The organism is Ottowia flava (genome assembly GCF_008017535.1).
Lineage (GTDB): Bacteria > Pseudomonadota > Gammaproteobacteria > Burkholderiales > Burkholderiaceae_C > Ottowia > Ottowia flava.
In genome coordinates this window covers 136,443-161,615 of record NZ_VRUA01000005.1, presented here as the reverse complement: position 1 = coordinate 161,615, position 25,173 = coordinate 136,443, and the positions used below count along the sequence as shown (strand labels likewise).

Sequence of the window (25,173 nt, the reverse complement as noted above, 5' to 3'; positions counted from 1 at the left end):
CGAAACAGAAGCTAGTCGCGCAAGTGGTTGTAAGGCCAGAGGGCGATTTGGCTTGAAATTGAGGGTGCGGCGGCGCTGAGCGCGCCTGCACCCGCTGCGTCAGGCCGCGCGCGCGGGTGAGGCTGCGGGTGAGGCCGCCGGTGCTGAGGCCTCGGCCGGGAAGGTGACGATGTGGTCCACCTCGGGCCGGATGCCGATCCATTCGCCGACGCGGTGGTTGTGGTGGCTGGGTACGTGGGCCATCACGGTTTCGCCGCTGGCGAGCTTCAGCGTGTAGAGAAATTCCGAGCCGCGAAAGGCCTTGCGCACGATCTGCGCCTGCACCGGCGCGGCATCGTCGTGGACGATGTCGTCGGCGCGCAGCAGCAGGTCGCAGTCGCCGTTCGGGTAGGCGCCGGGCAGCGGGCAGTCGGTCAGGTTCTGCAGCGTGCCCAGCGGCGTGTCGACCTGCGCGCCGGCGCCGCTGGCAATGATGCGCGCGGGCACGAACACGCCGTGGCCGATGAAGTCGGCCACGAAGCGCGTGGCCGGCCGATGGTAGAGCGTGTACGCGTCGTCCCACTGGTGCAGGTGCCCGTGGTTCATCACGCCGATCTGGTCGCCGATGGCGAAAGCCTCCAGCTGGTCGTGCGTGACGAAAAGCGCGGTGGCGCCGGCGTTTTTCAGGATGCCGCGCAGCTCGTGCGCCAGGCGCTCGCGCAGGTCGACGTCGAGGTTGGAAAACGGCTCGTCGAGAAGCAGCAGGCGCGGTGACGGCGCCATGGCGCGGGCGAGGGCGACGCGCTGCTGCTGGCCACCGGACAGTTCATGCGGGTAGCGCTTTTCACTGCCGGAAAGGTCGACCAGCTTCAACACGTCGGCCACGCGCGTGGCGCGCTCGGTGGCGTTCAGGTGGCGCAGACCGAAAGCGACGTTGTGCGCCACGTCAAGGTGCGGGAACAGCGCGTAGTCCTGGAACACCATGCCGATGCGGCGCCGCTCAGGCGGCAGGTGCACGCGCGCGCTGCTGACAATTTCGTCGCCCAGGCGGATCTCGCCGTGGCTGACGCGCTCCAACCCGGCGACGGCGCGCAGCAAGGTGGTCTTGCCGCAGCCGGAAGGGCCGATCAGCACGCCGATGTCGCCCGCGCGCAGGGTGAGTGAGGCGTCGTGGACGGCGGGGCGGTCGGCGCCGGGGTAGAGGACGCTGACCTGGTCGATCTGCAGGAACATGGTGGGCGATTGTAGATGCGTACAATTCTCATTTGGCTCGGCAACGAACGGCTGTAGCCAGGCGCGCTGCGCTGTCATTGACCGACCCACTAACCCATCTTGCGCGCGCTGCCGACCTTCCTGCTTGTCCTGCTGGCCTTGGTGCTGGTGCTGCCGTTGCTGGCGGTGGGGGCGTCGTGGCTGCAATGGAACGCCGCATCGGCCCAGATCCTGCGCGAGATGGCGACCACCGTGCTGCCCGAATACCTTTGGGTGACCGTGAAACTGGCGGTGATGGTGGGCATCGGCGTGGTCGCCCTGGGCGTGCCGGCCGCGTTGCTGGTGACGGTGTTCGACTTTCCGGGGCGCCGCACGTTCGAATGGCTGCTGTTGCTGCCGCTGGCCATGCCGGCCTATGTGACGGCCTATGCGTACACCGACTTTCTGCAGTTTTCCGGCCCGCTACAAGTTTGGCTGCGCACCACATTTGGCCTGGAAGGGCGTTTGCTGCCCGAGGTGCGCAGCGTGTGGGGCGCGGCCTGGGTCTTTGCGTTCTCGCTGTACCCCTATGTCTACCTGCTGTCGCGCACCGCGCTGGCCGAGCGCGCACCGCAGTTGATGGAGGCGGCGCGCCTGCTGGGCGCCTCTCTGCCTCGACGCGTGCGCGAGATCGCCCTGCCGATGGCGCGCCCGGCCGTGGCGGCCGGCACGGCGCTGGCGCTGATGGAGGTGTTGGCCGACTACGGGGTGTCGGCCTACTTCGGTATTCAGACTTTCACGGCGGGCATCTACAAGGCCTGGCTGTCGATGGACAACCGCGTCGCCGCGGCGCAGCTGGCCACGCTGCTGCTGGCGCTGGTGGTAGTGCTGCTCTGGCTGGAGCAGCGCGCGCAGCGGCGGCTGCGCTTCGTTGGCAGTGCGACGGCGCGTGCCAATTCGGGCGACGCGCGGCCGATCGTGTTGCACGGCCGGCGCCGCGTGTTGGCCTGGGTGCTGTGCCTGCTGCCGGTGCTGATGGGTTTCGTGCTGCCGGTGCTGTTCATGCTGCGGCCGCTGGCGGCCGACTGGTCGGTGCTGCCCTGGGACAAATTCCTGACCTGGGCCTGGAACAGCGTGCGCCTGGGCGCCATCACGGCGGTGCTGGCGGTGGGCGCCGCTTGGTTCATCGCCTACAGCGTGCGGCGCGCGCCCGATGCGTTGCGGCGCAGCGCGGCGCAGCTGGTGTCGCTGGGTTACGCGGTGCCGGGCGCGGTGATCGTGGTCGGCATGCTGCTGCCAGTGGGCTGGGTGCAGGCGCGCTGGCCCGAAAGCGGCGTGGGCGGCTGGATCACGGTGACCATCACCGGGCTGGTCTGGGCTTACCTTGTGCGTTTTGTCGCGGTGGCGCTGCAGTCCATGCAAAGCGGCTACGCGCGCGTGCCGCGCAGCCTGGACGAATCGGCTCGCATGCTGGGCGCGGGTGGCCTCGTGCTGGCCGGGCGCGTGCACTGGCCGCTGCTGCGCCGCGCCAGCTTTGCCGCGGCGCTACTGGTGTTTGTGGACGTCATGAAGGAGCTGCCCGCCACCATCGTGCTGCGGCCCTTCAATACCGACACGCTGGCGGTGGTGGCCAACCAGCTGGCGCGCGATGAGCGCCTGGGCGAGGCGGCGCTGCCCTCGTTGGCACTGGTGCTGGTGGGGCTGGTGCCGGTGATCCTGCTCAGCAGAACGTTGCGTTCGGACAAGCGCTGAAGTGATCTGGCGCGGGTATAGTGGTGTCGGCCGCTGCGCGAGTGTCCGAACATGGTCAACAGTGACATTTTTGAAGACGAAGAAACCCGCACCGAAGAAGTCTTCGAGCGTGCGGCGGAGCTTTTTCGCGTCCTGTCTGCTCCCACGCGCCTGAAGATCATCAGCGCGCTGTGCCCGGGCGAAAAGAACGTGGGTGCGCTGCTCAGCCAGATCGCCACCACCCAGCCCAACATGAGCCAACACCTGAACACGCTCTACAAAGCCGGGGTGCTGGGCCGCCGCCGCGATGGCGTGCAGATCTACTACCGCATCGTCGACGAACGCGTGCTGACGCTTTGCAAGGCGGTGTGCGCGCAACTGGCGCAGGAAGACCTCAGCTTCGAGTGCTGAAGGGCGCTGCGGTCCTGTTCATGCAACAGGGCGGTGATTGCCACATGCGCGGCGTTAAAACCCTTTCGCAGGATCGGGTAAGTCCTGAGCAGATGTCTCGGGTGGCGCCCCTATCATCGGACGCATATAAGCGCGGGCGAATCTGTCGCCGCGCCGTGAAATGCCAACCCGAGGAGTCGCCATGAAACTGCCACTGTCCTTGGGCCTTGCCGCCGTCGCACTGTGTGCGACCAGCGCGGTGCAGGCTCAGGTCGATCTGAGCCAGGTCCGCAGCTGGGCTGCGGCTTGCGCCAACTGCCACGGCACCAATGGCAACGCCCAGAAGGGCAGTGAGCCCCTCGCTGGTGGCAACAAGGACGAGATGCTCAAGAAGCTGATGGATTTCAAGAGCGGCGCCAAGCCCGCGACCATCATGCATCAGCTGAGCAAGGGTTACACCGACGAACAGCTGGCGGCCATCGCGACTTGGTTCGCGGCCCAGAAGAAGTGAGGAGGCGCACCATGGATCGTCGTCAATTCGTTCAGGCCGGCTCCGCGGCTTCGGTACTCGGCATCACGGCCGGCTGCGCCTCCACAGGCAGCGGCAGCAGCGGCACCTCGGCGCGCGGCAAGGTGGTCGTCGTGGGCGGCGGCTACGGTGGTGCCACCGCGGCCAAATACTTGCGCATGTGGTCCGACGGGGGCATCGATGTGACCCTGGTCGAGCCCAACGACGCCTTCATCTCTTGCCCCATCTCCAACCTGGTGATCGGCGGCAGCAAGCAGATGGCGGACATCACCACGCCCTACGACAACCTGGCCCGGCGCCATGGCGTGAAGATCGCCAAGGACCGCGCGGTGGGCATCGACGTCGACAAGCGCCAGGTCAAGCTGGCCGGGGGGGCTACGCTGCCTTACGACCGACTGGTACTGTCGCCTGGCATCGAGTTCATGTGGGACGCGCTGCCCGGCATGAAGAAGCCCGGCGCGCAGGACAAGGTGCTGCATTCCTGGAAGGCCGGCCCGCAGACCGCAGCGCTGCGCAAGCAACTTGAAGCCATGCCCGATGGCGGCGTGTACGCGCTGAGCATTCCGCTCGCCCCGTACCGCTGCCCCCCTGGCCCGTACGAGCGCGCCTGCCAGGTGGCGCATTACTTCAGCAAGGCCAAGCCCAAGTCCAAAGTGCTCATCCTCGACGCCAACGACGACGTCACCTCGAAGGGCCCGCTGTTCAAGAAGGCCTGGGCCGACCGCTACAAGGGCATCATCGAATACCGTCCCAAGCACAATCTGACCGACGTCGATGCCGCCACCGGCACGCTGAAATTCGAGTTCAACGACGACGTGAAGGCGCAGGTGCTGAACGTGGTGCCGCCCCAGCGCGCGGGCGACATCGCCCACAACGCGGGCCTGACCACCGCCAACAAGCGCTGGTGCGAGGTCGACTGGTTGACGATGGAATCGAAGGCCGCCAAGAACGTGCACATCCTGGGCGACGCGCTGCAGGTCGCGCCGCTGATGCCCAAGTCCGGCCACATGGCCAACCAGCACGGCAAGGTCGCCGCGGCGGCCATCGTGGCGCTGCTTTCGGGCCGCGCGCCCAACAACCTGCCGATCTACAACAACACCTGCTACAGCTTCGTCAGCGACACTGACGTGGTCCACGTGGCCAGTGTCCACCGCTACGACGCCGCGCAGAAGACGATGCTCACGGTGCCTGGTTCAGGCGGGGTGTCGGCCGCAGCGAGCGAGCTGGAAGGCCGCTACGCCATGGCCTGGGCCAACAACATCTGGGCCGACACCTTGGCGTGATGGCAAGGCGGGGCCGCGCTGCGGCGTCGCTGCACCGCACCGCACGGTGCAACTGTTTGAGCGATTCACGGGCCCTTGGTGGCCCGGCTTTTTTTGGTGGACCTCATGGCAAGACGAACTCACACCTGGACCATGGCGCTGCTGTTGATGGCGGCGACCGGTGCAGCGCATGCGCAGGCCAACGAAGAGCGGGCCAAGAAAATCATCGGCGGCTCCTGCTTTCTGTGCCACGGCGCCGACGGTGAATCGGCCAGCGAGGTGTTTCCGCGGCTGGCCGGACAGAACGCCGAGTACATCGCCAAGCAGTTGGAAAACTTCAAGAGCGGCAAGCGCAAGAGCACGGCCATGGCCAGCATGGTGACGGAGCTGTCGCCTGACGACATGCGGGCGCTGGGCCACTTCTACGCCAGCCGGCCGCCGCACAAGGAGGCCGCCAAGGACGCCGAACTGGCCGCCGCCGGCCGCTACTTGTACTTGCACGGCAACAAGCACAGCGGGGTGCCCGCCTGCGCCAGCTGCCACGGCCCGGACGGGGCGGGCAGCGCCACCCTGCCGCGTCTGGCCGGCCAGTTTGCCGCGTACACCGACGCGCAACTCAAGCAGTTCAGCAAGCGGGAGCGCAACAACGACAACGCCGTCATGCACAGCGTGGCCGAAAAGCTCACGCCGCAGGAAATGGCGGCGGTGGCCGAGTACCTGAGTGGTCAATAAACGCTATCTATTCGGTAGCTGTTTGCGCAGATGGTTCTAGGGCTACAGCGCTATTTGCCTTGAAATAGTGCGGGGCGGGACATTGTCTGCCATGCAGCCACTCAGGGCGCCACCGGCACCACCACGGGCGCGCGCTGCGTCGCCGGATGATGGGTTTGCACCGGCTCGGCGAGCAGGCGGTCCATCACTCCAGCGCCGGCCCACATGCCCAGCAGCGTGATCCACGCCGTCAGCGCGAAGATCGATCCGCCCGTCATACCAGCGCCCACCGCGCAGCCGCCGGCCAGCATGCTGCCAAAACCCATGGCCATGGCGCCGACGATGTAGCGTGCCATGCTGTAGCCGTCCTTGAAGCCTTCGACCTTGAATTCGCGCCCGATCAGCGCGCCGAGGGCCGAGCCGATGAACACGCCGGGCAGCATGCCCGCGTCAAACCCGAACGGGGTGCCCGGCGTGGTGAGCACGCGCATCAGCCACTCGGCCGACGGGCCGCTGAAGGTCAGGCCCTGCACCTGCACCATGTCGAAGCTGGACTGCGACACCGCGTAGCTGAACCACCAGGCCAGCGCCACGGCCAGGCCGGTGCCGATGCCGCCCACCCACATCCAGAAGCGGTTGGCCGTGCGCAGCGAGAAAACGATGGCCACGGCCATCCAGCCCAGGCCAAACAGCAGGCCACCCCAGTGGTCGCTGCCGACGCGTGCCAGGAGGTCGCGCGCCGCGCCGCCATCGACGGTCCACCAGCTCGACACTTCGGTGCGCAGCGGCGCCAGCGCGCCGGCCAGCGAGGCCTGCGCCGTGACCGCGAACACCAGCCCCGAGAGCAGGGCGCGCAGGTTGCCATTGGCCGACAACACCAGCAGCCGGCTGGCGCAGCCGCGCGTCATGATCATGCCGGCGCCAAACAGCAAGCCCCCGACCGCCGCGCCCGACAGGCTGCCGCGCGCGGCGAGCTGACGCGACTGCGTGACATCCAGGTGGCCGGTCAGCACCAGCGCCTGCGCCACGACCACCGCGGTCGAGAAGGCCAGCAGCCACACCGACAGTTTTTCGCCGAATTTGCCGCGCCAGAACTCCAGCACCGCGGCGCGCAGGCAGAAGCGCGAGCGTTGGGCAAAGAAGCCGAACAGCGCGCCGATCACCGCGCCGCCGGTCGCGAGCACCGCGGCGGTACTGTACTGCTCAACCCAACTTGTCAGGTCCATGGCCTTTGCCGATAATCAATTAAGTACCAGCTTATAAATATAAGGGGCCCAGATGCAGGGGGCAATTGATCGACGTCAAGTTCTTCAGCGATGCGTCTGCGCGGCTTTTGGCGGCGCCGCACTGGCTTGGTCGCGCTACGGCAACGCGGCCGACGCACCGGCAGCGCCCGTCGAAATGCAGCCGCACGAAGTCGTGCCGGGCTGCTGGTATGTGGAAGGCCTGTCGGCCCTGGGCTCGCCGGCCAACCAGAACTTCATCTCCAACGCCGGCTTTGTCGTCACGTCCGACAGCGTGGTCGTGATCGACGCGCTGGGCTCGCCCGCGCTGGCCGAGCGCCTGCTGGCCGAGATCGCCAAGATCACGCCCAAGAAGGTCTCGCACGTCATCGTCACCCACTACCACGCCGACCATGTCTATGGCCTGCAGGTGTTTCAACAGGCGGGCGCGCGCATCATCGCGCACCAGGCCGGGCGCGAATACCTGTTTTCCGATACCGCGCGGCTGCGCCTGCAGGCCTCGCGCGACGAACTTAAACCCTGGATCAACGACCAGACGCACCTGGTCAACGCCACCGAGTGGATCGACGCCAAGCGCGACCTGACGGTGGGCGACACGCGGTTCGTGCTCCAGCCCGTTGGCCCGGCGCACACGCCGGAAGACGTGGCGGTCTACATCCCCAGCCGCAAGGTGCTGTACGCGGGCGATCTGGTGTTTCGCAACCGCATTCCCTTTGTCGGGCAGGCCGACAGCCGCAACTGGATTGAGTCGCTGGGCAAGCTGCTCACCTTCGATGCGCAGGTCATCGTGCCGGGCCACGGCCCCGCATCGACCGAGGCGCGCAAGGACATGCAGCTGACGCGCGACTACCTGGTGTACCTGCGCAAGACCATGGGCGAGGCCGCGCGCGACATGACACCCTTCGACGAGGCCTACAAGGCCACGGACTGGAGCCAGTACGAACACATGCCCCTGTTCGGCCCCGCCAACCGCATGAACGCGTACAACACTTACTTGCTGATGGAGCACGAAACGCCGTGACGCACTGGCCGCCCTCTCTGCTGCCCGCCTGGCCGCGCCGCCGCGCGCTGAGCGCTGCCGTGGCGCTGGTCGGCGTATGGGCGGCCGGCGCGGATGGGCCAGCGCGCGCGGCCACACGCACTTTGCCGCTGTCGAAGTCGCTGCCCGACGAGCTGAACCGTGCGCTCAAGGCCGGGCAGCCGCTGGTCGTGATGGTCAGCCTGCACCGCTGCCCATGGTGCGAAGAGGTGCGCAACAATTACCTGGGCCCGATGCACGCCGAGCAAGCGCTGCCGGTGGTGCAGGTCGACATGCGCGGCACCCAGCGCACGGTGGATGCGCAGGGGCGGGCGACCGGGCACGATGCGCTGGTCAAGGCGTGGGCCGTGAAGGTGGCACCGACGGTGCTGTTTCTCGGCCCCGGTGGCCGCGAGGTGGCGGACCGGCTGGTGGGCGGGTCAACGGATTTCTACGCCGCCTACCTGGACCGGCGGCTGGAGCAGGCGCGCAAGGCGTTGGCCGGATGACGCGTCGGATTTGAAGTGTTTTTGGCCTGCGGCGCTACAGGATCAAGCGCGGGCAGCTATGTAAAAGATAGCGTTTGGCAGATCGACAACAAGGAGACGACGATGAACACAGCGCTTGGCATTCGTTCATGGCTCGCCGCAGGCGCCCTGGGGCTGGGCAGCGCCGCCATGGCGCAGACGCCTGCCATCTTCAAGGACGCCGATCTCAAGCTCGGTGAAAAGCTGATCGCCGAAAACAAGTGCAGCGAATGCCACGCGCGCAAATGGGCGGACGATGGCAACGCCATCTACCGGCCCAAGGGGCGCATCAACACGCCCAGCGCGCTGCGCAGCATGGTCGAGAGCTGCAACACCGAGATGAACCTCGGCCTGTTCCCGGAAGATGTGACGGCGGTGGCGGCCGTGCTGAACCGCGACCATTACAAGTTCAAGCAGTGAGCCGCGTAGCGACGCGGGCTGCCGCGCGCCTGGGATGCGCGACGCCAAAGGAAGTTCCCCAAATCGGGGCTTACCCCATGCTGTTTTGCGCGAAAACCCGTTAATATAATCATTTGCGCATATAAAGAATTTGACACTCATGCCCGACGATCAAATCCCCTGCGCGCCCGCCGGCGTCGAACGAGGACGCTTGCGCAAGGCGCCAGAGAACTTCCTGGACGCCGCTGGCGTCCGAACTGTTTTTGCAGAGGCCAAAAAGGGTCGCCGCGACTTCATCCGCGGCGCATTCGCCGCTGCGGTGGCGGGTGGCGCTGCGGCGCGCGCCAGCGCTCAGGCGCCGTCGGTGGGCGAAGGCGAAGCCGCGATTCTCAAGCTGCCGGCCCACAGCACCGGCCTGGGTCAGCCCGTCGTGACCGACGGCTATGGCCGTCCGTCCAAGTACGAAGGCAACGTGCAGCGCCGCCAGAGCCCCGGTCTGACGCAGACCAACCAGGCGTCGGTGTCGTTTGCGCCCATGCAGTCGCTGTTCGGTATCGTCACGCCCAGCGGCCTGCACTTCGAGCGCCACCACCAGGGCTGGTGGGACATCGACCCGGCCCAGCACCGTCTGATGATCAACGGCATGGTCAAGACCCCCAAGGTCTTCACCATGGACGAAATCATGCGGCTGCCCAGCGTGTCGCGCTTTCACTTCATCGAGTGCGGCGCCAACACCGGCATGGAGTGGGGCAACGTGGCCGTGCCCACGGCGCAGTATTCGCACGGCATGCTGTCGTGCAGCGAATTCACCGGCGTGCCGCTGATCACGCTGCTGGAGATGGCCGGCGCCGACCTGAAGGGCGGCAAGTTCGTGCTGGCGGAAGGCGCCGATGGCTCGTCGATGACGCGCACGATCCCCATGAGCATGATCACCTCCGGCCAGGTGCTCGTCGCCTATGGGCAGAACGGCGAAATGCTGCGCCCCGAAAACGGCTACCCGCTGCGCCTGGTGGTGCCGGGCATCCAGGGCGTGAGCTGGGTCAAGTACCTGCGCCGGATCGAGCTGGGCGACAAGCCCTACGCCACCAAGGACGAGGCGGTGCACTACATCGACCTGATGCCCGACGGCCAGCACCGCCAGTACACCAGCATCCAGGAATGCAAGAGCGTGGTCACCACGCCCTCGGGCGGCCAGGTGCTGCTGGACAAGGGCTTCTACAACATCAGCGGCCTGGCCTGGTCGGGCCGCGGCAAGGTCAAGAAAGTGGACGTGTCGGTCGACGGCGGCCGCAACTGGCGCACCGCGCGGCTGGAGTCGCCGGTGATGGACCGCTGCCTCACGCGTTTCAATCTCGACTGGGTGTGGGACGGCAAGCCCGCCATCGTGCAGAGCCGCGCCATGGACGAAACCGGCTACGTGCAGCCGAGCTACAAGCAGTTGCGTGCCGTGCGCGGATCGCGCTCGATCTACCACAACAACGCCATCCAGTCCTGGTTGGTTCAGGAAAACGGCGAGGTCAAGAATGTTCAAGTGTCGTGAAGCGGTTGCATCGCTTTTGATAGCTGCTTGCGCAGTACCGGCGCTGGCTCAGGACAAGTTTCCTGGTATTGGCCGGGCGGCCACGCCGAAGGAAGTGGCCGCGTGGGACATCGACGTGCGCCCCGACTTCAAGGGCTTGCCCCCGGGCAGCGGCAGCGTGGCCAAGGGCCAGGACGTGTTCGAGGCCAAGTGCGCGACCTGCCACGGCTTCTTTGGCGAACTGAACTCGGTGTTCTCGCCGCTGGTGGGCGGCACGACGGCGGACGACATCAAGTCTGGCCACGTGGCCACGCTCAAGCGCACCGATTTCCCGGGCCGCACCACCTTCATGAAGGTGCCCACCGTCTCGACGCTGTGGGACTACATCAACCGCGCCATGCCCTGGGACAAGCCCAAGTCGCTCACCAGCGATGAGGTGTACGCGGTCACGGCCTTCCTGCTGAACCTGGCGCATGTCGTGCCCGAGAACTTCACGCTGTCCGACAAGAACATCGCTGAGGTGCAGAAGAAGATGCCCAACCGCGACGGCATGACCACCGCGCACGCGATGTGGCCGGGCAAGGAGCTGGGCGGCACCGCCAAGCCCGACGTGCAGGCCGTCGCCTGCATGAAGAACTGCGGGCCTGAGCCCAAGACCACCTCGGTGTTGCCCGAGCATGCGCGCAACAACCACGGCAACCTGCGCGAGCAGAACCGCACCGTCGGGCCGCAGCGCGGCAGCGACACGACCAAGGCCGAAGGCCTGCTGGGCGACGCGGCCGGCCCGGTCAAGGTGGTGGCCCCTGCCGGCGGTGCAGCCAGCCCGAATGCCGCTGCCATCGCTTTGACGCAGACCCACGCCTGCACCGCCTGCCACAACATGGACGGCAAGCTGGTGGGCCCCAGCTTCACCGAGATTGCCAAGAAGTACCCCGGCAAACCCGACGTGCTGGCGGCCAAGATCAAGTCTGGCGGCTCCGGTACCTGGGGCGAAATCCCCATGCCACCACAAACCTTGCCCGAGGCGGACACCAAGGCCATCGCGGCCTGGCTGGCCGCTGGCGCCGGGAAATAAGCCCTGCGCGACCCCACATGCACCAATGGGGGGGTTTCCCCCATGCGCATGCCCACTGAACGCATTAGCATTCACTTAATTTTGAGGAGTATCAACCCCATGCAAACCCGTCGACAGACACTGAAGCAGAGTGCCGTGGTGGCTGGCCTGCTGGCCGGCACCGGCCTATTTCCGCAGTACGCGCTGGCCTTCAACAAGGCCGCGTTCGAAGCCAAGAGCCTGAACGACGCGCTCAAGGCGCTGGGCGCCAGCGGCGCTCCCGCTGCCAGCACCTCCGTCACGCTGACGGCACCCGACATCGCCGAGAACGGCGCCGTGGTGCCGCTGGCTGTTGCTTCATCGCTGCCTAACGTCAAGCAGATGGTGCTGCTGGTCGAGAAGAACCCCAACGCCCTGGTGTCCGTGTTCAACGTGACGCCGGAAGTCGAGGCCAGTTTCTCCACGCGCGCCAAGATGGGCGAATCGTCCGACGTCTACGCCGTGGCGATCACCGCCGACGGCAAGGCGCATTACGCCAAGAAGGAAGTCAAGGTCACCCTGGGCGGCTGCGGCGGATAACTGATGGTCACCCCCTGAGTCGCTGCGCGCCTTCCCCCTCAAGGGGGACAACGCCAGTTGCCGGCACAGGTCCGGCAACGGCGTTCGCTGGTAAGGCGGGCGCGGCACGACCGGCAAGTACTGAATTGAATTAGGAGAAAGAACATGGCAGATCCAATGCGAATTCGCGCTCAGGCCGCTGGCGACAAGGCCACGGTGCGCGTGCTCATGAGCCACGAGATGGAGTCCGGTCAGCGCAAGGACGCTTCCGGCAAGCTGGTGCCGGCTTGGCACATTTCGGACGTCACGGCCAGCCTGAACGGCAAGCCGGTGTTCAGCTGCGAGTGGGGTCCGGCGGTGTCGAAGAACCCGTTCCTGCAGTTCACGCTGAAAGGCGCCAAGGCCGGGGACAAGATCTCCGTGACCTGGAAAGACAACAAGGGCGAGACGCGCACCGACGAAGCCACGGTGTCGTAAGCCCCGAGGACTGGCCTCGCAGGGCGCGAGAGCGGGCGTGCATACCCTTCACGCCCGCTTTTTTTTGTGTGAAGTAAAAGAACGGAGAACATTCCTATGAACCACTCCCTCATGGCGCGCGTGGCGATCGCGTTGACAGCGACGGCCCTCGCCGGTGGCGCGCTGGCCCAGGAAAAATCCTCGACGCAGGCGATCGAGGAATACCGTGAGATGCTGCAGGACGGCAACCCCGCCGATCTGTTCGAAGCCAAGGGCGAAGACCTGTGGAAGCAAAAACGTGGACCCAAGAACGCGTCGCTTGAGCGCTGCGACCTGGGCAAAGGCCCGGGCGTGGTGAAGGGTGCGTTTGTCGAGCTGCCGCGCTTCTTTGCCGATACGGGCAAGGTGCAGGATCTGGAATCGCGCCTCGTCACCTGCATGAGCACGCTGCAGGGCATCGACCCGAAGGCCATCGTCAATGGCCAATGGGGCAAGGGTGAGCGCGCCAACACCACCGCGCTGGCGACCTGGATCGCCGCGCAGTCCAAGGACATGAAGTTCAACCTGCCGCAGTCGCATGCGCAGGAGCGCACCATGTACCAGGTTGGCAAGCGCCTGTTCTACCAGCGCGGTGGCGCGCACGACTTTGCCTGCGCCTCGTGCCACGGCGAAGAAGGCAAGCGCATCCGCCTGCAGGATCTGCCCGACCTGCGCAAGAACCCGGGCGACGGCATCGGCTTTGCCGCATGGCCGGCCTACCGCGTGTCCAACGGCCAGATGTGGACCATGCAGCACCGCCTGAACGACTGCTACCGCCAGCAGCGCTTCCCGGAGCCGACCTTTGCGAGCGATGCCACCGTCGCGCTCGGCGTTTTCCTGGGCGTCAACGCCAAGGGCGCCAAATCAGCCGTTCCCACCATCAAGCGCTGAAGGAGAAACCCGATGAAATCCCCAACTTCCGTCTTCGCGCTTTCGATTCTGGCCGCCGTCGCGGTCGCCGGGTGTGCCACAGACATCGGCAGCGGCAGCACGTCTTCGCAGTCGTCGGCCGAACTCGACGCCCTCACGCAGAAGATCGTGGGCGAGTCTTTCCACGACAAGGGCATCGTCAAAGTCAGCAAGGTCTTCGCCGACGACGAGACGATCCGCGCCTGCAACGCCGCAGACGTGTCGGGCAGACCGCTCGACGCCGAGACCGCCAAGCGCATCGAGGCGCTCAACATGAAGACCATCAAGTGGCCCGCGGGCGGCAAGTTCATCGGCGACTGGAAAGCCGGCGAAGCCCTGGCCCAGAGCGGCCGTGGCATGACCTGGACCGACTCCGACAAGGTGCCCAACGGTGGCAATTGCTACAACTGCCACCAGATCGACAAGAAGGAAATTTCCTTCGGCACCATCGGTCCCAGCCTCTACAACTACGGCAAGCTGCGTGGCGTGAAAGACCCGAATGCGCCCGAATCCAAGGCCATGGTGGAGTACACCTGGGGCAAGATCTGGAACAGCAAGGCCTACAACGCTTGTTCCAACATGCCGCGCGCCGGCCACATGGGCATCCTGACCGAGAAGCAGGTGGCGGACATCGTCGCCCTGCTGCTCGACCCGAGGTCTCCGGTCAACCAGTAAGGGCCCACCAACCCGGCCATGCCGGGTTTTTTTGTTTGTCTTAGTTAAGCAGTCGCTGATATGAATCTGTCCAAACGCGAATTTCTCCAGGTGCTCAGCGCCGCCAGCGTCGCGGGCATGGGCCTGAGCCGCTATGCGCACGCCGCAACACCAGTGGCCGCCGAGGGCCTGTACGACGTGCCCAAGTTCGGCAACGTCTCCTTCCTGCACATGACAGACTGCCACGCGCAGTTGAAACCCATCTACTTCCGCGAGCCCAGCGTCAACCTGGGGCTCGGCGAAATGAAGGGTCGCCTGCCCCACCTGGTGGGCGAGCACCTCCTCAAGGCTGCGGGCCTGAAGGCTGGCACGCCGGCAGCGCACGCGTTGACGTACCTCGACTTCGAGGCCGCCGCCAAGCGCTACGGCAAGGTCGGCGGCTTCGCACACCTGGCCACGCTGGTCAAGCGCATGAAGGAAAGCCGCCCGGGTGCACTGCTCCTGGACGGTGGCGACACCTGGCAGGGCAGCGGCACCTCGCTGTGGACCAAGGGCCAGGACATGGTCGACGCCTGCAAGCTGCTGGGCGTGGACGTGATGACCGGCCACTGGGAATTTACCCTGGGCATGGAGCGCGTCAAGGAGATCATCGAGAAGGACTTTGCCGGCAAGGTCGACTTCGTCGCCCAGAACGTCAAGACCACCGACTTTGGCGACCCCGTCTTCAAACCCTACGTCATCAAGCAGATGAACGGCGTGCCCGTGGCCATCATCGGCCAGGCCTTTCCTTACACGCCGATCGCCAACCCGCGCTACATGGTGGCCGACTGGGAATTCGGCATCCAGGACGAGAACCTGCAGAAGATGGTGGACGAAGCGCGTGGCAAGGGCGCGCAGGTCGTCGTGGTGCTGAGCCACAACGGCATGGACGTCGACCTGAAGATGGCCAGCCGCGTGCGCGGCGTGGACGCGATCCTGGGCGGCCACACCCACGACGGCATGCCGGTGGCCAGCGTCGTCAAGAACGGCGGCGGCCAAACCCTGGTGACCAACGCTGGCAGCAACGGCAAGTTCCTGGGCGTGCTCGACTTCGACGTCAAGGACGGCAAGGTCAGCGACTACCGCTACAAGCTGCTGCCCGTGTTCGCCAACATGCTGCCGGCCGACAAGGACATGGACGCGCTGATCACCAAGATCCGCGGCCCGTATGAAGCCAAGCTGGCCGAACAACTGGCCGTGACCGAAGGCCTGCTGTACCGCCGCGGCAACTTCAACGGCACCGGCGACCAGCTGATCGTCGACGCGCTGATGGACGTGCAGGGCGCCGATCTGGCCTTCTCGCCCGGCTTTCGCTGGGGCACCTCGCTGCTGCCGGGCCAGGCCATCACGCGCGAATGGCTGCTGGACATGACCGCCACCACCTACAGCTACGCCACGCTCACCGAGATGAAGGGCGAGATGATCAAGACGGTGCTGGAAGACGTGGCCGACAACCTCTTCAACCCCGACCCGTACTACCAGCAAGGCGGCGACATGGTCCGCGTGGGCGGCCTGACCTACGCCTGCAGCCCGACCGAGGGCATGGGCAAGCGCATCAGCGACATGCGCCTGAAGGGGAAGCTGATCGACCCCACCAAGACCTACAAGGTGGCCGGCTGGGCGCCAGTGGCCGAAGACGCCGCCAAAGCCCGCAACCCGACCATGGTCTGGGACGTGGTGGAGCAGTGGCTGAAGGCGCGCGGCGGCAGGGTCGCGCCGCGCAAGCTGAACAGCCCCAAGCTGAGCGGCGTGCTGCCGAACTCGGGTTACGCGGCCTGACGACGTCTCGCCTGCGCCAGCTCGCTCCTGAATAAGGAGCTGACTGCGCAGATGGTTGTAGGCCCGAGAGCCAAAAAGGCTTGAACAAGAAAAAAGCGACTCGCCTTGGGGCGGAGTCGCTTTTTTTCCATTGAACCCGGCCGAGTGAACCTGCACGCCGTGTCGCACCGACCCGCCGTCTGCACTGGCCGCGCAACGCGGGGCAATGGCACGGCGCGGGTGGCGTGTGCGCCGGCCAGGTGCGGCGGGGCAACACGAGGTGATGCGGCTGGAGGTTGAACTGCCACCTTTGCGCTATCGAATGTGAAGCTAGCCGCGCAGTTGGCGCTAAGGCTAGAGGCCCAAAAGCCTTGAAAACAGCTGCCGCAACAGGCGGCGCTCACACTCAATCGCGCGTGACGCGCAACACTTCTTCCCGGCTGGTGATGCCTTCGGCGATCAGGCGTTCGGCGTCGTCGCGCATCAACTGCATGCCGGCGGCCAGGCCCGCGGCGCGGATGGCGGCTTCGGGCGCCTGTTCGTGCACCTGCGCGCGGATGCCGTCGTCGACCATCAGCAGCTCGAACACGCCGGTGCGGCCCTGGTAGCCCGTCTGGCCGCAGGTGTCGCAGCCCGCGCCGTTGCACACCGCGCAGTACTTGCGCACCAGGCGCTGCGCCAGCACACCGAGCAGCGAGCTGGACAGCAGGAAGGGCTCAACGCCCATGTCGATCAGGCGCGTGACGGCGCTGGCGGCGTCGTTGGTGTGCAGCGTGGCCAGTACCAGGTGGCCGGTCAGCGAGGCCTGGATGGCGATCTGCGCGGTCTCGATGTCGCGGATCTCGCCGATCATGACAATGTCGGGGTCCTGCCGCAGGATAGCGCGCAGCGCACGCGCAAAGGTGAGTTCGATCTTGCTGTTGACCTGCGTCTGGCCGACGCCGGGCAGGTCGTATTCGATCGGGTCTTCCACCGTCATGATGTTGTTGCGCGTGGCGTCCAGGCGAGCCAGGCTGGCGTACAACGTGGTGGTCTTGCCTGACCCTGTGGGCCCGGTCACGAGGATGATGCCGTGCGGCTGCGCGATCAGGTGCTCGAATTTCTGCAGCACGCTGCCCTGCATGCCCACGGCTTCCAGCGTCAGCTTGCTTTCGGACTTGTCCAAGAGGCGCAGCACCGCGCGTTCGCCGTGCGCATTGGGCAGGGTGGACACCCGCACGTCGATCGCCCGCGTGCCCAGGCGCAGGCTGATGCGGCCGTCCTGCGGCAGACGTTTTTCGGCGATGTCCAGATCCGCCATGATCTTCAGGCGCGAGATCAGCGCCGCGTGCAACGCGCGGTTGGGCCGCACCACCTCGCGCAGCGCGCCGTCGACCCGAAAGCGCACGCTGGAATGGCGCTCGTAGGCTTCGATGTGGATGTCGCTGGCGCCGTCGCGCGCCGCCTGCGTCAAGAGCGCGTTCAGCATGCGGATGATGGGCGCGTCGTCGGCCGATTCCAGCAGGTCTTCGACCGCCGGCAGCTCCTGCATGATGCGAGACAGGTCGGCGTCGGATTCGACTTCGCTCACGACCGCCGCGGCGCTGGACTCGCTTTGCGAATAGGCGGTGCTGATGCGCTGGGCCAGGCTTTGCGCGTCGGCCTGCTGCAGCGCGATCGGCGCTGGGCCCGCGCCGAAGCTGCGCATGACCTCGCTCAACTGGCCAGCGTCAGGGTGGCCATCGTGCCACAGGGTAAGCCCGTGACCATCGTCTTCCAGCAGCAGGCGCGAGGTTCGCGCGAACGCGTAGGGCAGCGGGTAGCGCATGCCGTGCCCTCAGGGACGCGTGAATGTGGTGCCGCTGTAATCGCTGCCTTCACCGGCGATCGGATTGATCATCGGTGGCGGCGGGGCGGGCCGGCTCCAGGCCTCGGGCCGAGCGGGCACGGCGGGCGGCAGACTGCTGGGGTTGATGGGCAGTACGACGCTGGCCTCCGGCTGCGTGGCCTGCTGCGTGGCGCGCATCATTTCGTAGCGGTCCAGCGAATAGCTTTCGGTTGACGGCGCGTCGCGCACGATCACCGGGCGCAGAAAGACCATCAGGTTGGTCTTGCTGAGGCTGCGACCGCGGGTTTTGAACAGGTTGCCGACCACGGGCACGTCGCCCAGCACGGGTACCTTGTCCTCGGTGCTCTGGTAGGCGTCTTCCATCAAGCCACCCAGCGCGACGATGCCGCCATCGTTCACCAGCACGCTGGATTCGATGGCGCGCTTGTTGGTGGTGGGGCCCGCCTGGTTGCCCAGGGTGCCAGGCACCACATTCGACGTTTCCTGGTAGATCACCAGCTTGATGGTGCCGTCTTCACTGATCTGAGGGCGCACCCGCAGCGTGAGGCCGACGTCCTTGCGGTCGTAGGTCTGGAACGGGTTGACCGAGTTGGTGTTGGAGCCGGTGTTGGTATAGCTGCCCGTCACCATGGGCACGTTCTGGCCGACGATGAACTTGGCTTCCTCGTTGTCCAGCGTCAGCAGGGTGGGCGTGGACAGCACGTTGCCCGCCCCGGTGCTCTGGATGAAGTTGGCCATGATGCCCAACGCATTGCTGCCCAGCAGCAGGTTGAAGCCGGTGCCAGGGGCCATTGTCGGCTTCCAGCCGGTCCGGTTGGCCCCCAGAAACTGGGCGGCAAAATCGAAGATGTTGGGCGTGACGGCGCCGCCTTCGCTGAGGCTCGGCGAGCGGTAGTTGGTGCCGACAACGCCAACGGTGCTGCCGTGGCGGCCGAGAGCCTGCCACTGGATGCCGAAATCCGCGGCGCGGTCGGCGCGCACCTCAGCGATCAGGCTTTCCACGAAGACCTGCGCGCGGCGCTGGTCCAGTTTGTCGATGACGGCGCGCAGCTCGCGGTAAACCGGTTCGGGCGCGCTGATGATCAGCGAGTTGGTGGCCGGATCGGCCTGGATCTGCCCGCCGGTCGACGGCTGGTTGTTGCCCGCGGCATTGATGGTCGGCCCCGAAGCTAGGCTATTGCCGCCGCTCGCGCCCTGCGCGTTGTTGATCGACTGCATGCCCTGGTTGGCACTCAATCCGCCCGCGCTGGCCATGGCGCCGCCACCTGCGCCGCCCGCACCGGCGTTGGACTGGCCGGGCAGCGCCGCCAGCGCGGCGCGCAGCGTCACCGCCAGCTTGGTGGCATCGGCATTTTTCAGGTAGACCACGAAAATGTTGCCACTGCCGCCGTCAGCGCGGGTGGTGGGCGGCTGGTCCAGTTGCTCGATCAGCGTTTTGGCCAAGGCCAACCGGGCGGGGTTGGCCGCCCGCACGATGATGGCGTTGCTGCGTGGCTCGGGAACCAGCGTGGTGCGGTAGCCTTCGTTGGCGCCAGCGGCTGCGGCCACCGGCACGTTCGGCTGACCGGGCACACCCTGTGGGGTTATCGCCGTGCCGCTGCCGCCCGATTCCAGCAGACGCGCCACGAGCGGAGCCAGATCCGAGGCGACCGCGTAACGCAGACGCACCACCTCGACACCCGTGGCGTTCGACACGTCCAGCGATGAAATGATGCGCGCCAGCCGCTGCAGGTTGTCGGCGTAGTCGGTGATCACCAGCGAGTTGGTGCTGGCGTTGACGTTGATCGTGTTGTTCGGGCTGATCAGCGGCCGCAGCACCGGGACCAGATTGTTGGCATTCTCGTGCGTCAGGCGGAAGATCTGCGTGACGATCTGGCCGCCCGTGGCGCGCGGCGTGCCCGCCGACACCGCGCTGCTTTGCAGCTTGGCTTCGGCTTCGGGCAGCACCACGTACATGCCGTTGGATTCGACCAGCGCAAAGCCTTGCGTGCGCAACTGGGTCGAAAAAAGGCGCATCGCTTGCGCAGGGCTCACCGGCGTGGTGCTGGTCAGCGTCATCGTGCCCTTGACGCGCGGGTCCACCACCACGTTGCTGCCGGTGATGGTGGCCATGGTGCGCGCCACGGCGTCGATCTCGGCGTTGGCGAAATCCAGCGTGACGTTGCCACGTGCTGTTGGCTGCGATTCCTTGGAGGACTCGGGCGTGGCGGCGGCGCGCTTGCGGGGCGCGGCTTCGGGCGCTGGCGCATCGCCGGTCTTGGCTTGCGCGAGGACCACGGCGGGTTGGGTGGAGGCGGCCGAATCCGGCTCCAGCGTCAGCAGCAAGGCGTTGCCTTCGCGTGAAGTGCGAACGTTGGCGGCCTCGGCCAGTTCCAGCACCATCCGTGTGCGGTCACCGGCGGCGGCCAGGCGAATGCCCTTGATGTTGCCTTGCGCCAGCGGCACGGTACTCGCCATGTTCCCTGTCTGGATGCCCGGCAGATCGATGGCGATGCGCGGCGGTGACTGCATCAGGAAGCTGCTGGGCGACACGTCGGTGGCGCCGTTGAATTCGATGCGCACCGCATCGCGTCCGTCTTTCTGCAGGCCCGTGATGGCGCTGATGGCGGCCTGCGCGTTGACCATGGTCGCGGCGCCCAGGAGGGTGACGGCGGTCGCGGTCTGGCCCCAGTGCTTCAGCACGTGGTGCATGAGGCAGCGCAGACAGGGTTGACTGGCCGCCGAGAAGGGGTTATTGACACGGGCGCGGGCCATCGGGCATACGTCTCTGCAGGCGATTTCCACTGTAGCAGTTGGGCCTGCAAGGGTCAGAATTCGGCGCGCCAGATTGTGTGAAAATTCCATAAAAACAACGACTTGCCTAGGATTTGTCAGCTTTGACATCAAGTTGCGGTGCTCAGCCGATCGAGATGATCGCGCGCTCGCCCTGGCGTCTTCCGAGAATGTTGAGCAGGTTGGCGAGTTGCGCCTCGAGGCCCGGGGCCGCGGTGGCTTCGCCCTTGAAACGCAGGCGCGACCCGACCCACTGGCCGTCGCCCGACAGGCGCAGCGCGCCGTCCAGCGTCGACAGTTGCAGCGAAACGGCATCGCCGCCCTGAACCTGTACGCGGTACGAGCCGAGCGGCTGCACCGTCGAGAGGCGCGAGGACAGGTGGCGCAGGGTAACGTCCAGTGCACCTGCTACCGCCAGCCGACCGGAGACCGACTCGACCTGAAGCCCACGCGTCGACAAAGCGAGTTCACCCTGCGGCTGAACGGTGTTCCAGGGTGTGCCGAGGCCGGTCAGTACCGCGGCGGGCCATTGCGACTGCGCGTCGGCAATGCGGACGCGCCCGCCACCCCAAAGGGGGGTGACGGCGAGATCCAGTGGTGTGTTCGGCGTACAGCAGTCGGCAGTCACCGCGGCGCGCACGCCAGTCCAGTCCGGCCGCAGTCGCCACTGCACGCGCCCAGGCAGCGCGGTGACGTCCTGGCTGCCGGCACCACCGGTGAGCACCAGCCGCGCGGATCCGGCCCAGAGGCTTCCCGCCGGCTCGGTCAACTGGACCATGCCGCGGCTCGCGCTGTACACGCCCTGTGCCAGCCACCGTGCCGGGGCGGTGACCACAACCACGGCCAGCAGTCCGAGCAGCGCGCCTGCCACGGCCCACGCCCAGGGCGCGCGCAAGCCACGTTCGCCAGGGTCTGCGCTGCCGCGCTTCCAGATCTTCATCGGGGGCTCCCCGGCAATGGTGCGCGCGGCCTCACGAGCTGGGCACGCTGAGTGACAGGGTGCCGCTCCAGTGCACCGGAGCGCCCGGGGCGGTGTCGCCGCTGCGGGTCAGACGCGCTTCGACCGGCGTGGCCCGCGCGTTGACGCGCACGTCAGACAGCCAGTCTGCCAGTGCCGCGGCAGATGCGCCCTTCAGAACGACGTTGGCGCGATCGCCGATCACGCTCAGCTGCCCGGTATCACCCAGGCGCTGCTTCATCGCGGTCTCGAGCGCCTTCAAGGCCTCATCCTGCGCCAGCCGGGGCACGGACTTGAGCGCGTCCGCCTCGGCCTTGAGTTGTTGCATCTGCTGCGCCTGGGCCTGCAAGGCCGTTCGCTGGGCCGGGGCTTCGCGCAGTGTGCGCAGCGCCGGTGCCAGGCCGACCCACCACAGCACTGCCAGGCCGACCACGGCCATCGCCAGCACCACCATACGCCGCTCGCGGGCGTCCATTTGCGCCCAGTTAAGCGCCAGGCGGCCAGGTGGCCGGTTTTCCCGAGCGCGGCTCACAGCGAGCTCTCCTGACGCAACACCAAGGCGTCGGCGTCGGTGTGCGCGCGGTAACCCAGTGGCCGCAGGCGCTGGTTGGCGTCGCTGAGGGCGCTGGCCGGCAGCGGCACGCCCTTGACGCGCAATTCGCCTGCGCTGTATTCGATGGCCGACGGCGTGGTCTGCGTGCCCAGCACCTGCCCGAGGGCACTGATCATCGGCTCCAGATCGCGGTGCGACGTGGCGCCCGAACGCTGCCGCAACGAGGCGACTTCGCGGCTCATCTGCACCGGTGCGTCGACGATGGCGCGCACGTGCGGGAAGCTTTCGGTCAGCGTGCCGTTGACCTGGGCGCGTCGCGTCTGCAATTCGTCCTGAGTGCGCCAGGCCCACAGGTTGAGTCCCGCCAGGTTGGCCAGCAGCAGCACGGCGACACCCCAGCGTGCTGGACGCCACTGCGGGGCATGCAGAAAGTCGCGCCACATCGCTCCGGCGCGCTTCACGGCGCGCGCGCGGCCGGTCCGGGCAAGGTCCAGCTGCGCCAGGTCCCAGTTCGATCGGCTCGCTGCCAGCAGGCGCTTGGCGGGCTGGTGGATCGTCACGCGGCGGTTCAGCAGCTGTTCCGCGAGTTCTGCCACGGCCGGCTCGGCCAGCAATTCCAGTGGAGCGCCATCGCCATCGCTGTTGGCCTTCAGCGCATCCGGCGGCAGCAGTGCCAGGGTGCCCTGGGTGAACGGCAGAGCCTGCGCACCGCCCGGGACGCCGTCGCCGGTCATCAGCACGCGCGCGTGATCGGGCTCGCCCGTGACGATCATGCGCAGGGCGCCGGTGCGGGGCCGCAGTTCGGGCACGATGCGCGTGATGGGCCGCTGTGCCGCGTCGAGCGCGCGCAGGTGGGCCGCCAGCCACGCCCGGTTGCAGACCGCTACCCAGGCGTTGCCGCCGCCCGCAGCGTCGGGGTCGACTGCAAAATGCAACTGGTCGGGGTCGTCCAGCAGCACATCCTCCAGCATGCCGACCAGGGTCGGGCGCAGGCGCGGCGAGCCCGGACCCACGCCGCGCGGCAGCGTGACCCGATGCCACGACACCTGGCTGGCCGGCGCCATGGCCACCACTTCGACGCCGCGACCGGCGGGGGGCAGCAGGCCGATCGCCGCCGTCCCATGCGAGGCCAGCGATTGGCCGTCGGTGGACGTGGCGTAGTCGTAGTTGCCCGGTAGACCCGGCGGCAGGGTGATGAGGAGCAAGCTCATGGCGAGTCGGCGATTGTAGGCGGCGACTGTGTCAGGCAGGCCGACTTAGCGCGCAGGGCCTGTCAGCCCCGCAGGCGTGGGGCCCGCGCCTAGGTCCACCGTGAGCGCTGTCCGCTCGCGCCACAGGGTGGTGACCCGGCGGGTCGCGCGTTCTCGCTGTACGACCGAGACCTCTTCCAGCGCGACATCGTTCAGCCGCAGGCGGCCACGCACCTCGAAGAAATCGGACGTCGTGCTGGTCCAGCTGATATTGGCGCCGCTCACGCCCGTCGCCTCCATCGCCTTGGCGGGTGAGCGGAAAAAGGCGCTGTCGCGCTGCACCACGATGCGCTGGGCACGCGCCATGTCCAGGTCGGGGATCGCGGCCGCAATCACCTGCGCGCTGGCGGTGTTCAGGTTGACGGGGGTGATCTGACGGTTCAGTAGCGGCAGTACGGTGACGTAGGGCCGCAACGCCGCCAGCGTGTCGTGCGAGAGGCCCAGCCAGGCCAACTGTTCGAAGCGGCGCGGCATCAGCGGTGCGTCGGCGCCGTCCTCGGCCGCTTGGCCACGCATGGCTGCGTCGGCGCGCGCCAGGCCCCGTTGCAGGGCGCCCAGCTCGCCGGCAGGCAGGTTGAGCAGCTCGAACAGCCGGGTGAAGCGCGTGAGTGCGGTCAGCTGGTCCTGCGGCGAACTGGTGATCAGGTTCATCACGTTCAGACGCGATTGCATGTCGGTGACCTGCCCTGACAGAAAGGCATCGCGGTCGTTGTCGTTGCCCGATTCGCCTGCGGCCAGGAAGGAGGACAGACGCGCCTCGGCCAGGGGCACGGCCCAGGGCTCGCCCAGGTGGTCGGCGTCGAAGCCGCGGGTGCGGTCCTCGCGCAGATCGCCCGCCAGGATCAGGCGCCCCCAGTCGAGCGCGCCGGTCAGGATCCATGCCGATTGCACGCGCGTGCGCTCGGCCGCTTCCACCTCCACGCCGCGCCACTGGCGCCACATGGCCGCGGCCGCCAACGTGGCGACCAGCGCCACGGTGATCATCGCCATGAGCAGCGCCGCGCCGGATTGCGCGGTGCGAGGCAGCGCGGCACGCGAAGCAGCGGAGCGTGAGGGCCTCTCGCCGCCGCCCGGCCGCCCGAAGGCGGCGAGCGCCCCCTTGGGGGGCAGCGCAGCATGCGAAGCAGCGAAGCGTGGGGGCCTCACTGCGTGCCCCCAAAATTCGGCCGCACCCAGTCGATCACCATCGGGCCGTTGATGGCCTGGCCGGGCGCCAGGGTGATCATCAGGCGGATGCCGTCGGGCAGGGTGTCGGTGGCGGTGGCGTCCTGTGCGCCGCTGGACAGCGGGTTGGTCCAGGCGTTCTGACGGAAGTAGTGCAGCTGCCACTCGGTGGCGTTGGCGACGCGCACGGCCTGCGGGCCGCCGGCGATGCCGCGGTCTTCGTTGGCGGCCTGGCTCCAGATGCCGGCGTTTTCCCATGCGGTTTGCCAGGTGTTCTGCGACATCACTGGCGCCGACTGCCAGCGCAGCCACTGGCCGTCGCCCCGGCGCGTCCAGGCGACCACGCGCAGGCCGGCTGAGGGCTCGCCCGCGCTCATGCGGGTGATGCGCAGCAGGCGACCGTCCCACGACAGGCTGCGCTGGCCGGCGCCGGTCTGGTAGGGCGCGCTGCCCTCGACCACCGGCCACACCATCATCGCGTCCAGGTCGGCGTGCCACTGCGCCAGCCCGGCCTGCAGCGCCAGCACATCGTCCGTGTAACGCCGCGTGCTGTCCTGCGCCCGCACCATGCCGTCGATGCCGCGCCAGGTCAGCATCGCCATCACCGCCATGATCGTCAGCGCCACCAGCACCTCGATCAGGGTGAAACCGCGGGAGCGGCGGGTTTTCAAACCAAATCGG

At 67.1% G+C, this 25,173-nt stretch carries 24 protein-coding genes; 15 read left to right on the top strand and 9 right to left on the bottom strand.

What is annotated here, in order from left to right; translation table 11 throughout:
* Window positions 1-99: 99 nt before the first annotated feature.
* Window positions 100-1,212 (bottom strand): ABC transporter ATP-binding protein, encoded by a 1,113-nt coding sequence (locus tag FVQ98_RS07975; protein ID WP_147912901.1) that lies wholly within the window; start codon window positions 1,210-1,212, stop codon window positions 100-102.
* 96 nt (window positions 1,213-1,308) lie between these two features.
* Here FVQ98_RS07975 and FVQ98_RS07970 point away from each other — a divergent pair, with 96 nt between their 5' ends.
* From FVQ98_RS07970 to FVQ98_RS07950, 5 genes are all read left to right on the top strand, one after another.
* Window positions 1,309-2,922: an ABC transporter permease gene (locus FVQ98_RS07970; RefSeq protein ID WP_147912900.1), complete on the top strand. Its 1,614-nt coding sequence runs from the start codon at window positions 1,309-1,311 to the stop codon at window positions 2,920-2,922.
* A gap of 51 nt (window positions 2,923-2,973) precedes the next feature.
* Window positions 2,974-3,312, top strand: a complete 339-nt coding sequence (locus FVQ98_RS07965) for an ArsR/SmtB family transcription factor (protein WP_147912899.1) — start codon at window positions 2,974-2,976, stop codon at window positions 3,310-3,312.
* Window positions 3,313-3,493: 181 nt separating this feature from the next.
* Window positions 3,494-3,802 carry a c-type cytochrome gene (locus FVQ98_RS07960; protein WP_147912898.1) on the top strand — a complete coding sequence of 103 codons (309 nt, stop codon included), beginning with the start codon at window positions 3,494-3,496 and terminating at the stop codon, window positions 3,800-3,802.
* 11 nt (window positions 3,803-3,813) lie between these two features.
* A complete protein-coding gene (locus tag FVQ98_RS07955) occupies window positions 3,814-5,103 on the top strand; it encodes an NAD(P)/FAD-dependent oxidoreductase (RefSeq protein WP_147912897.1) in 1,290 nt (429 codons plus the stop codon).
* Window positions 5,104-5,208: 105 nt separating this feature from the next.
* Entirely contained in the window at window positions 5,209-5,814 is a 606-nt protein-coding gene (locus FVQ98_RS07950; RefSeq protein WP_255507689.1) for a c-type cytochrome, read from the top strand.
* A gap of 101 nt (window positions 5,815-5,915) precedes the next feature.
* On the opposite strand, the gene FVQ98_RS07945 is transcribed toward FVQ98_RS07950, so the two are convergent.
* Window positions 5,916-7,019, bottom strand: coding sequence for a YeeE/YedE family protein (locus tag FVQ98_RS07945; RefSeq protein ID WP_147912896.1), 1,104 nt, complete (start codon window positions 7,017-7,019; stop codon window positions 5,916-5,918).
* 52 nt (window positions 7,020-7,071) lie between these two features.
* On the opposite strand from FVQ98_RS07945, the gene FVQ98_RS07940 reads away from it, so the two are divergent.
* The 10 genes from FVQ98_RS07940 to soxB all read left to right on the top strand — a co-directional run bounded on the left by FVQ98_RS07940 (window position 7,072) and on the right by soxB (window position 15,988).
* Window positions 7,072-8,058: an MBL fold metallo-hydrolase gene (locus tag FVQ98_RS07940; RefSeq protein ID WP_255507688.1), complete on the top strand. Its 987-nt coding sequence runs from the start codon at window positions 7,072-7,074 to the stop codon at window positions 8,056-8,058.
* Window positions 8,055-8,564 carry a thioredoxin domain-containing protein gene (locus FVQ98_RS07935; protein WP_255507687.1) on the top strand — a complete coding sequence of 170 codons (510 nt, stop codon included), beginning with the start codon at window positions 8,055-8,057 and terminating at the stop codon, window positions 8,562-8,564. The genes FVQ98_RS07940 and FVQ98_RS07935 overlap by 4 nt, the downstream gene beginning before the upstream one ends.
* A 102-nt stretch (window positions 8,565-8,666) precedes the next feature.
* A complete protein-coding gene (locus FVQ98_RS07930) occupies window positions 8,667-9,002 on the top strand; it encodes a hypothetical protein (protein ID WP_147912895.1) in 336 nt (111 codons plus the stop codon).
* 139 nt (window positions 9,003-9,141) lie between these two features.
* Window positions 9,142-10,521 carry a sulfite dehydrogenase gene (gene soxC, locus FVQ98_RS07925; RefSeq protein ID WP_147912894.1) on the top strand — a complete coding sequence of 460 codons (1,380 nt, stop codon included), beginning with the start codon at window positions 9,142-9,144 and terminating at the stop codon, window positions 10,519-10,521.
* Window positions 10,505-11,575: a c-type cytochrome gene (locus FVQ98_RS07920; RefSeq protein ID WP_147912893.1), complete on the top strand. Its 1,071-nt coding sequence runs from the start codon at window positions 10,505-10,507 to the stop codon at window positions 11,573-11,575. The genes soxC and FVQ98_RS07920 overlap by 17 nt, the downstream gene beginning before the upstream one ends.
* 99 nt (window positions 11,576-11,674) lie before the next feature.
* Window positions 11,675-12,133 (top strand): thiosulfate oxidation carrier protein SoxY, encoded by a 459-nt coding sequence (gene soxY / locus FVQ98_RS07915; RefSeq protein WP_147912892.1) that lies wholly within the window; start codon window positions 11,675-11,677, stop codon window positions 12,131-12,133.
* A gap of 144 nt (window positions 12,134-12,277) precedes the next feature.
* Complete coding sequence (gene soxZ / locus FVQ98_RS07910; RefSeq protein ID WP_187265673.1) at window positions 12,278-12,589, top strand: thiosulfate oxidation carrier complex protein SoxZ; 312 nt, start codon at window positions 12,278-12,280, stop codon at window positions 12,587-12,589.
* A gap of 96 nt (window positions 12,590-12,685) precedes the next feature.
* The gene (gene soxA / locus FVQ98_RS07905) at window positions 12,686-13,498 is read left to right on the top strand and encodes a sulfur oxidation c-type cytochrome SoxA (RefSeq protein ID WP_147912891.1); all 813 of its coding nucleotides are present in this window, start codon (window positions 12,686-12,688) and stop codon (window positions 13,496-13,498) included.
* 12 nt (window positions 13,499-13,510) lie between these two features.
* Window positions 13,511-14,191 carry a sulfur oxidation c-type cytochrome SoxX gene (soxX, locus tag FVQ98_RS07900; protein ID WP_147912890.1) on the top strand — a complete coding sequence of 227 codons (681 nt, stop codon included), beginning with the start codon at window positions 13,511-13,513 and terminating at the stop codon, window positions 14,189-14,191.
* Between the two features lie 60 nt (window positions 14,192-14,251).
* Window positions 14,252-15,988, top strand: a complete 1,737-nt coding sequence (gene soxB, locus FVQ98_RS07895) for a thiosulfohydrolase SoxB (protein ID WP_147912889.1) — start codon at window positions 14,252-14,254, stop codon at window positions 15,986-15,988.
* A 385-nt stretch (window positions 15,989-16,373) separates the two neighbouring features.
* Here the strand turns inward: soxB and FVQ98_RS07890 are convergent, their stop codons facing one another.
* From FVQ98_RS07890 to FVQ98_RS07860, 7 genes are all read right to left on the bottom strand, one after another.
* Window positions 16,374-17,774, bottom strand: coding sequence for a GspE/PulE family protein (locus tag FVQ98_RS07890; protein WP_147912888.1), 1,401 nt, complete (start codon window positions 17,772-17,774; stop codon window positions 16,374-16,376).
* 9 nt (window positions 17,775-17,783) lie between these two features.
* Complete coding sequence (gene gspD, locus FVQ98_RS07885) at window positions 17,784-20,549, bottom strand: type II secretion system secretin GspD (RefSeq protein WP_255507686.1); 2,766 nt, start codon at window positions 20,547-20,549, stop codon at window positions 17,784-17,786.
* A 142-nt stretch (window positions 20,550-20,691) separates the two neighbouring features.
* The gene (gspN, locus tag FVQ98_RS07880; protein WP_147912886.1) at window positions 20,692-21,507 is read right to left on the bottom strand and encodes a type II secretion system protein N; all 816 of its coding nucleotides are present in this window, start codon (window positions 21,505-21,507) and stop codon (window positions 20,692-20,694) included.
* 31 nt (window positions 21,508-21,538) lie between these two features.
* Window positions 21,539-22,057 (bottom strand): type II secretion system protein GspM, encoded by a 519-nt coding sequence (gene gspM, locus FVQ98_RS07875; RefSeq protein ID WP_255507685.1) that lies wholly within the window; start codon window positions 22,055-22,057, stop codon window positions 21,539-21,541.
* Window positions 22,054-23,289: a type II secretion system protein GspL gene (gspL, locus tag FVQ98_RS07870; RefSeq protein WP_147912885.1), complete on the bottom strand. Its 1,236-nt coding sequence runs from the start codon at window positions 23,287-23,289 to the stop codon at window positions 22,054-22,056. Before gspL ends, gspM begins: the two co-directional genes overlap by 4 nt.
* A gap of 45 nt (window positions 23,290-23,334) precedes the next feature.
* Complete coding sequence (gspK, locus tag FVQ98_RS07865) at window positions 23,335-24,318, bottom strand: type II secretion system minor pseudopilin GspK (RefSeq protein ID WP_147912884.1); 984 nt, start codon at window positions 24,316-24,318, stop codon at window positions 23,335-23,337.
* 152 nt (window positions 24,319-24,470) lie between these two features.
* A complete protein-coding gene (locus FVQ98_RS07860) occupies window positions 24,471-25,163 on the bottom strand; it encodes a PulJ/GspJ family protein (protein WP_147912883.1) in 693 nt (230 codons plus the stop codon).
* Window positions 25,164-25,173: the final 10 nt, after the last annotated feature.

What these genes read in the sequence shown, in the direction of transcription:
- FVQ98_RS07945 (WP_147912896.1), bottom strand. Translation starts at nt 7,019, where the DNA reads ATGGACCTGACAAGTTGGGTTGAGCAGTACAGTACCGCCGCGGTGCTC.
- FVQ98_RS07920 (WP_147912893.1), top strand. Translation starts at nt 10,505, where the DNA reads ATGTTCAAGTGTCGTGAAGCGGTTGCATCGCTTTTGATAGCTGCTTGC.
- gspN (WP_147912886.1), bottom strand. Translation starts at nt 21,507, where the DNA reads ATGAAGATCTGGAAGCGCGGCAGCGCAGACCCTGGCGAACGTGGCTTG.
- gspL (WP_147912885.1), bottom strand. Translation starts at nt 23,289, where the DNA reads ATGAGCTTGCTCCTCATCACCCTGCCGCCGGGTCTACCGGGCAACTAC.
- FVQ98_RS07940 (WP_255507688.1), top strand. Translation starts at nt 7,072, where the DNA reads ATGCAGGGGGCAATTGATCGACGTCAAGTTCTTCAGCGATGCGTCTGC.
- FVQ98_RS07890 (WP_147912888.1), bottom strand. Translation starts at nt 17,774, where the DNA reads ATGCGCTACCCGCTGCCCTACGCGTTCGCGCGAACCTCGCGCCTGCTG.
- soxB (WP_147912889.1), top strand. Translation starts at nt 14,252, where the DNA reads ATGAATCTGTCCAAACGCGAATTTCTCCAGGTGCTCAGCGCCGCCAGC.
- soxX (WP_147912890.1), top strand. Translation starts at nt 13,511, where the DNA reads ATGAAATCCCCAACTTCCGTCTTCGCGCTTTCGATTCTGGCCGCCGTC.
- FVQ98_RS07965 (WP_147912899.1), top strand. Translation starts at nt 2,974, where the DNA reads ATGGTCAACAGTGACATTTTTGAAGACGAAGAAACCCGCACCGAAGAA.
- FVQ98_RS07950 (WP_255507689.1), top strand. Translation starts at nt 5,209, where the DNA reads ATGGCAAGACGAACTCACACCTGGACCATGGCGCTGCTGTTGATGGCG.
- gspD (WP_255507686.1), bottom strand. Translation starts at nt 20,549, where the DNA reads ATGGCCCGCGCCCGTGTCAATAACCCCTTCTCGGCGGCCAGTCAACCC.
- FVQ98_RS07930 (WP_147912895.1), top strand. Translation starts at nt 8,667, where the DNA reads ATGAACACAGCGCTTGGCATTCGTTCATGGCTCGCCGCAGGCGCCCTG.
- soxZ (WP_187265673.1), top strand. Translation starts at nt 12,278, where the DNA reads ATGGCAGATCCAATGCGAATTCGCGCTCAGGCCGCTGGCGACAAGGCC.
- FVQ98_RS07955 (WP_147912897.1), top strand. Translation starts at nt 3,814, where the DNA reads ATGGATCGTCGTCAATTCGTTCAGGCCGGCTCCGCGGCTTCGGTACTC.
- soxA (WP_147912891.1), top strand. Translation starts at nt 12,686, where the DNA reads ATGAACCACTCCCTCATGGCGCGCGTGGCGATCGCGTTGACAGCGACG.
- gspK (WP_147912884.1), bottom strand. Translation starts at nt 24,318, where the DNA reads ATGGCGATGATCACCGTGGCGCTGGTCGCCACGTTGGCGGCCGCGGCC.
- soxC (WP_147912894.1), top strand. Translation starts at nt 9,142, where the DNA reads ATGCCCGACGATCAAATCCCCTGCGCGCCCGCCGGCGTCGAACGAGGA.
- FVQ98_RS07960 (WP_147912898.1), top strand. Translation starts at nt 3,494, where the DNA reads ATGAAACTGCCACTGTCCTTGGGCCTTGCCGCCGTCGCACTGTGTGCG.
- FVQ98_RS07975 (WP_147912901.1), bottom strand. Translation starts at nt 1,212, where the DNA reads ATGTTCCTGCAGATCGACCAGGTCAGCGTCCTCTACCCCGGCGCCGAC.
- soxY (WP_147912892.1), top strand. Translation starts at nt 11,675, where the DNA reads ATGCAAACCCGTCGACAGACACTGAAGCAGAGTGCCGTGGTGGCTGGC.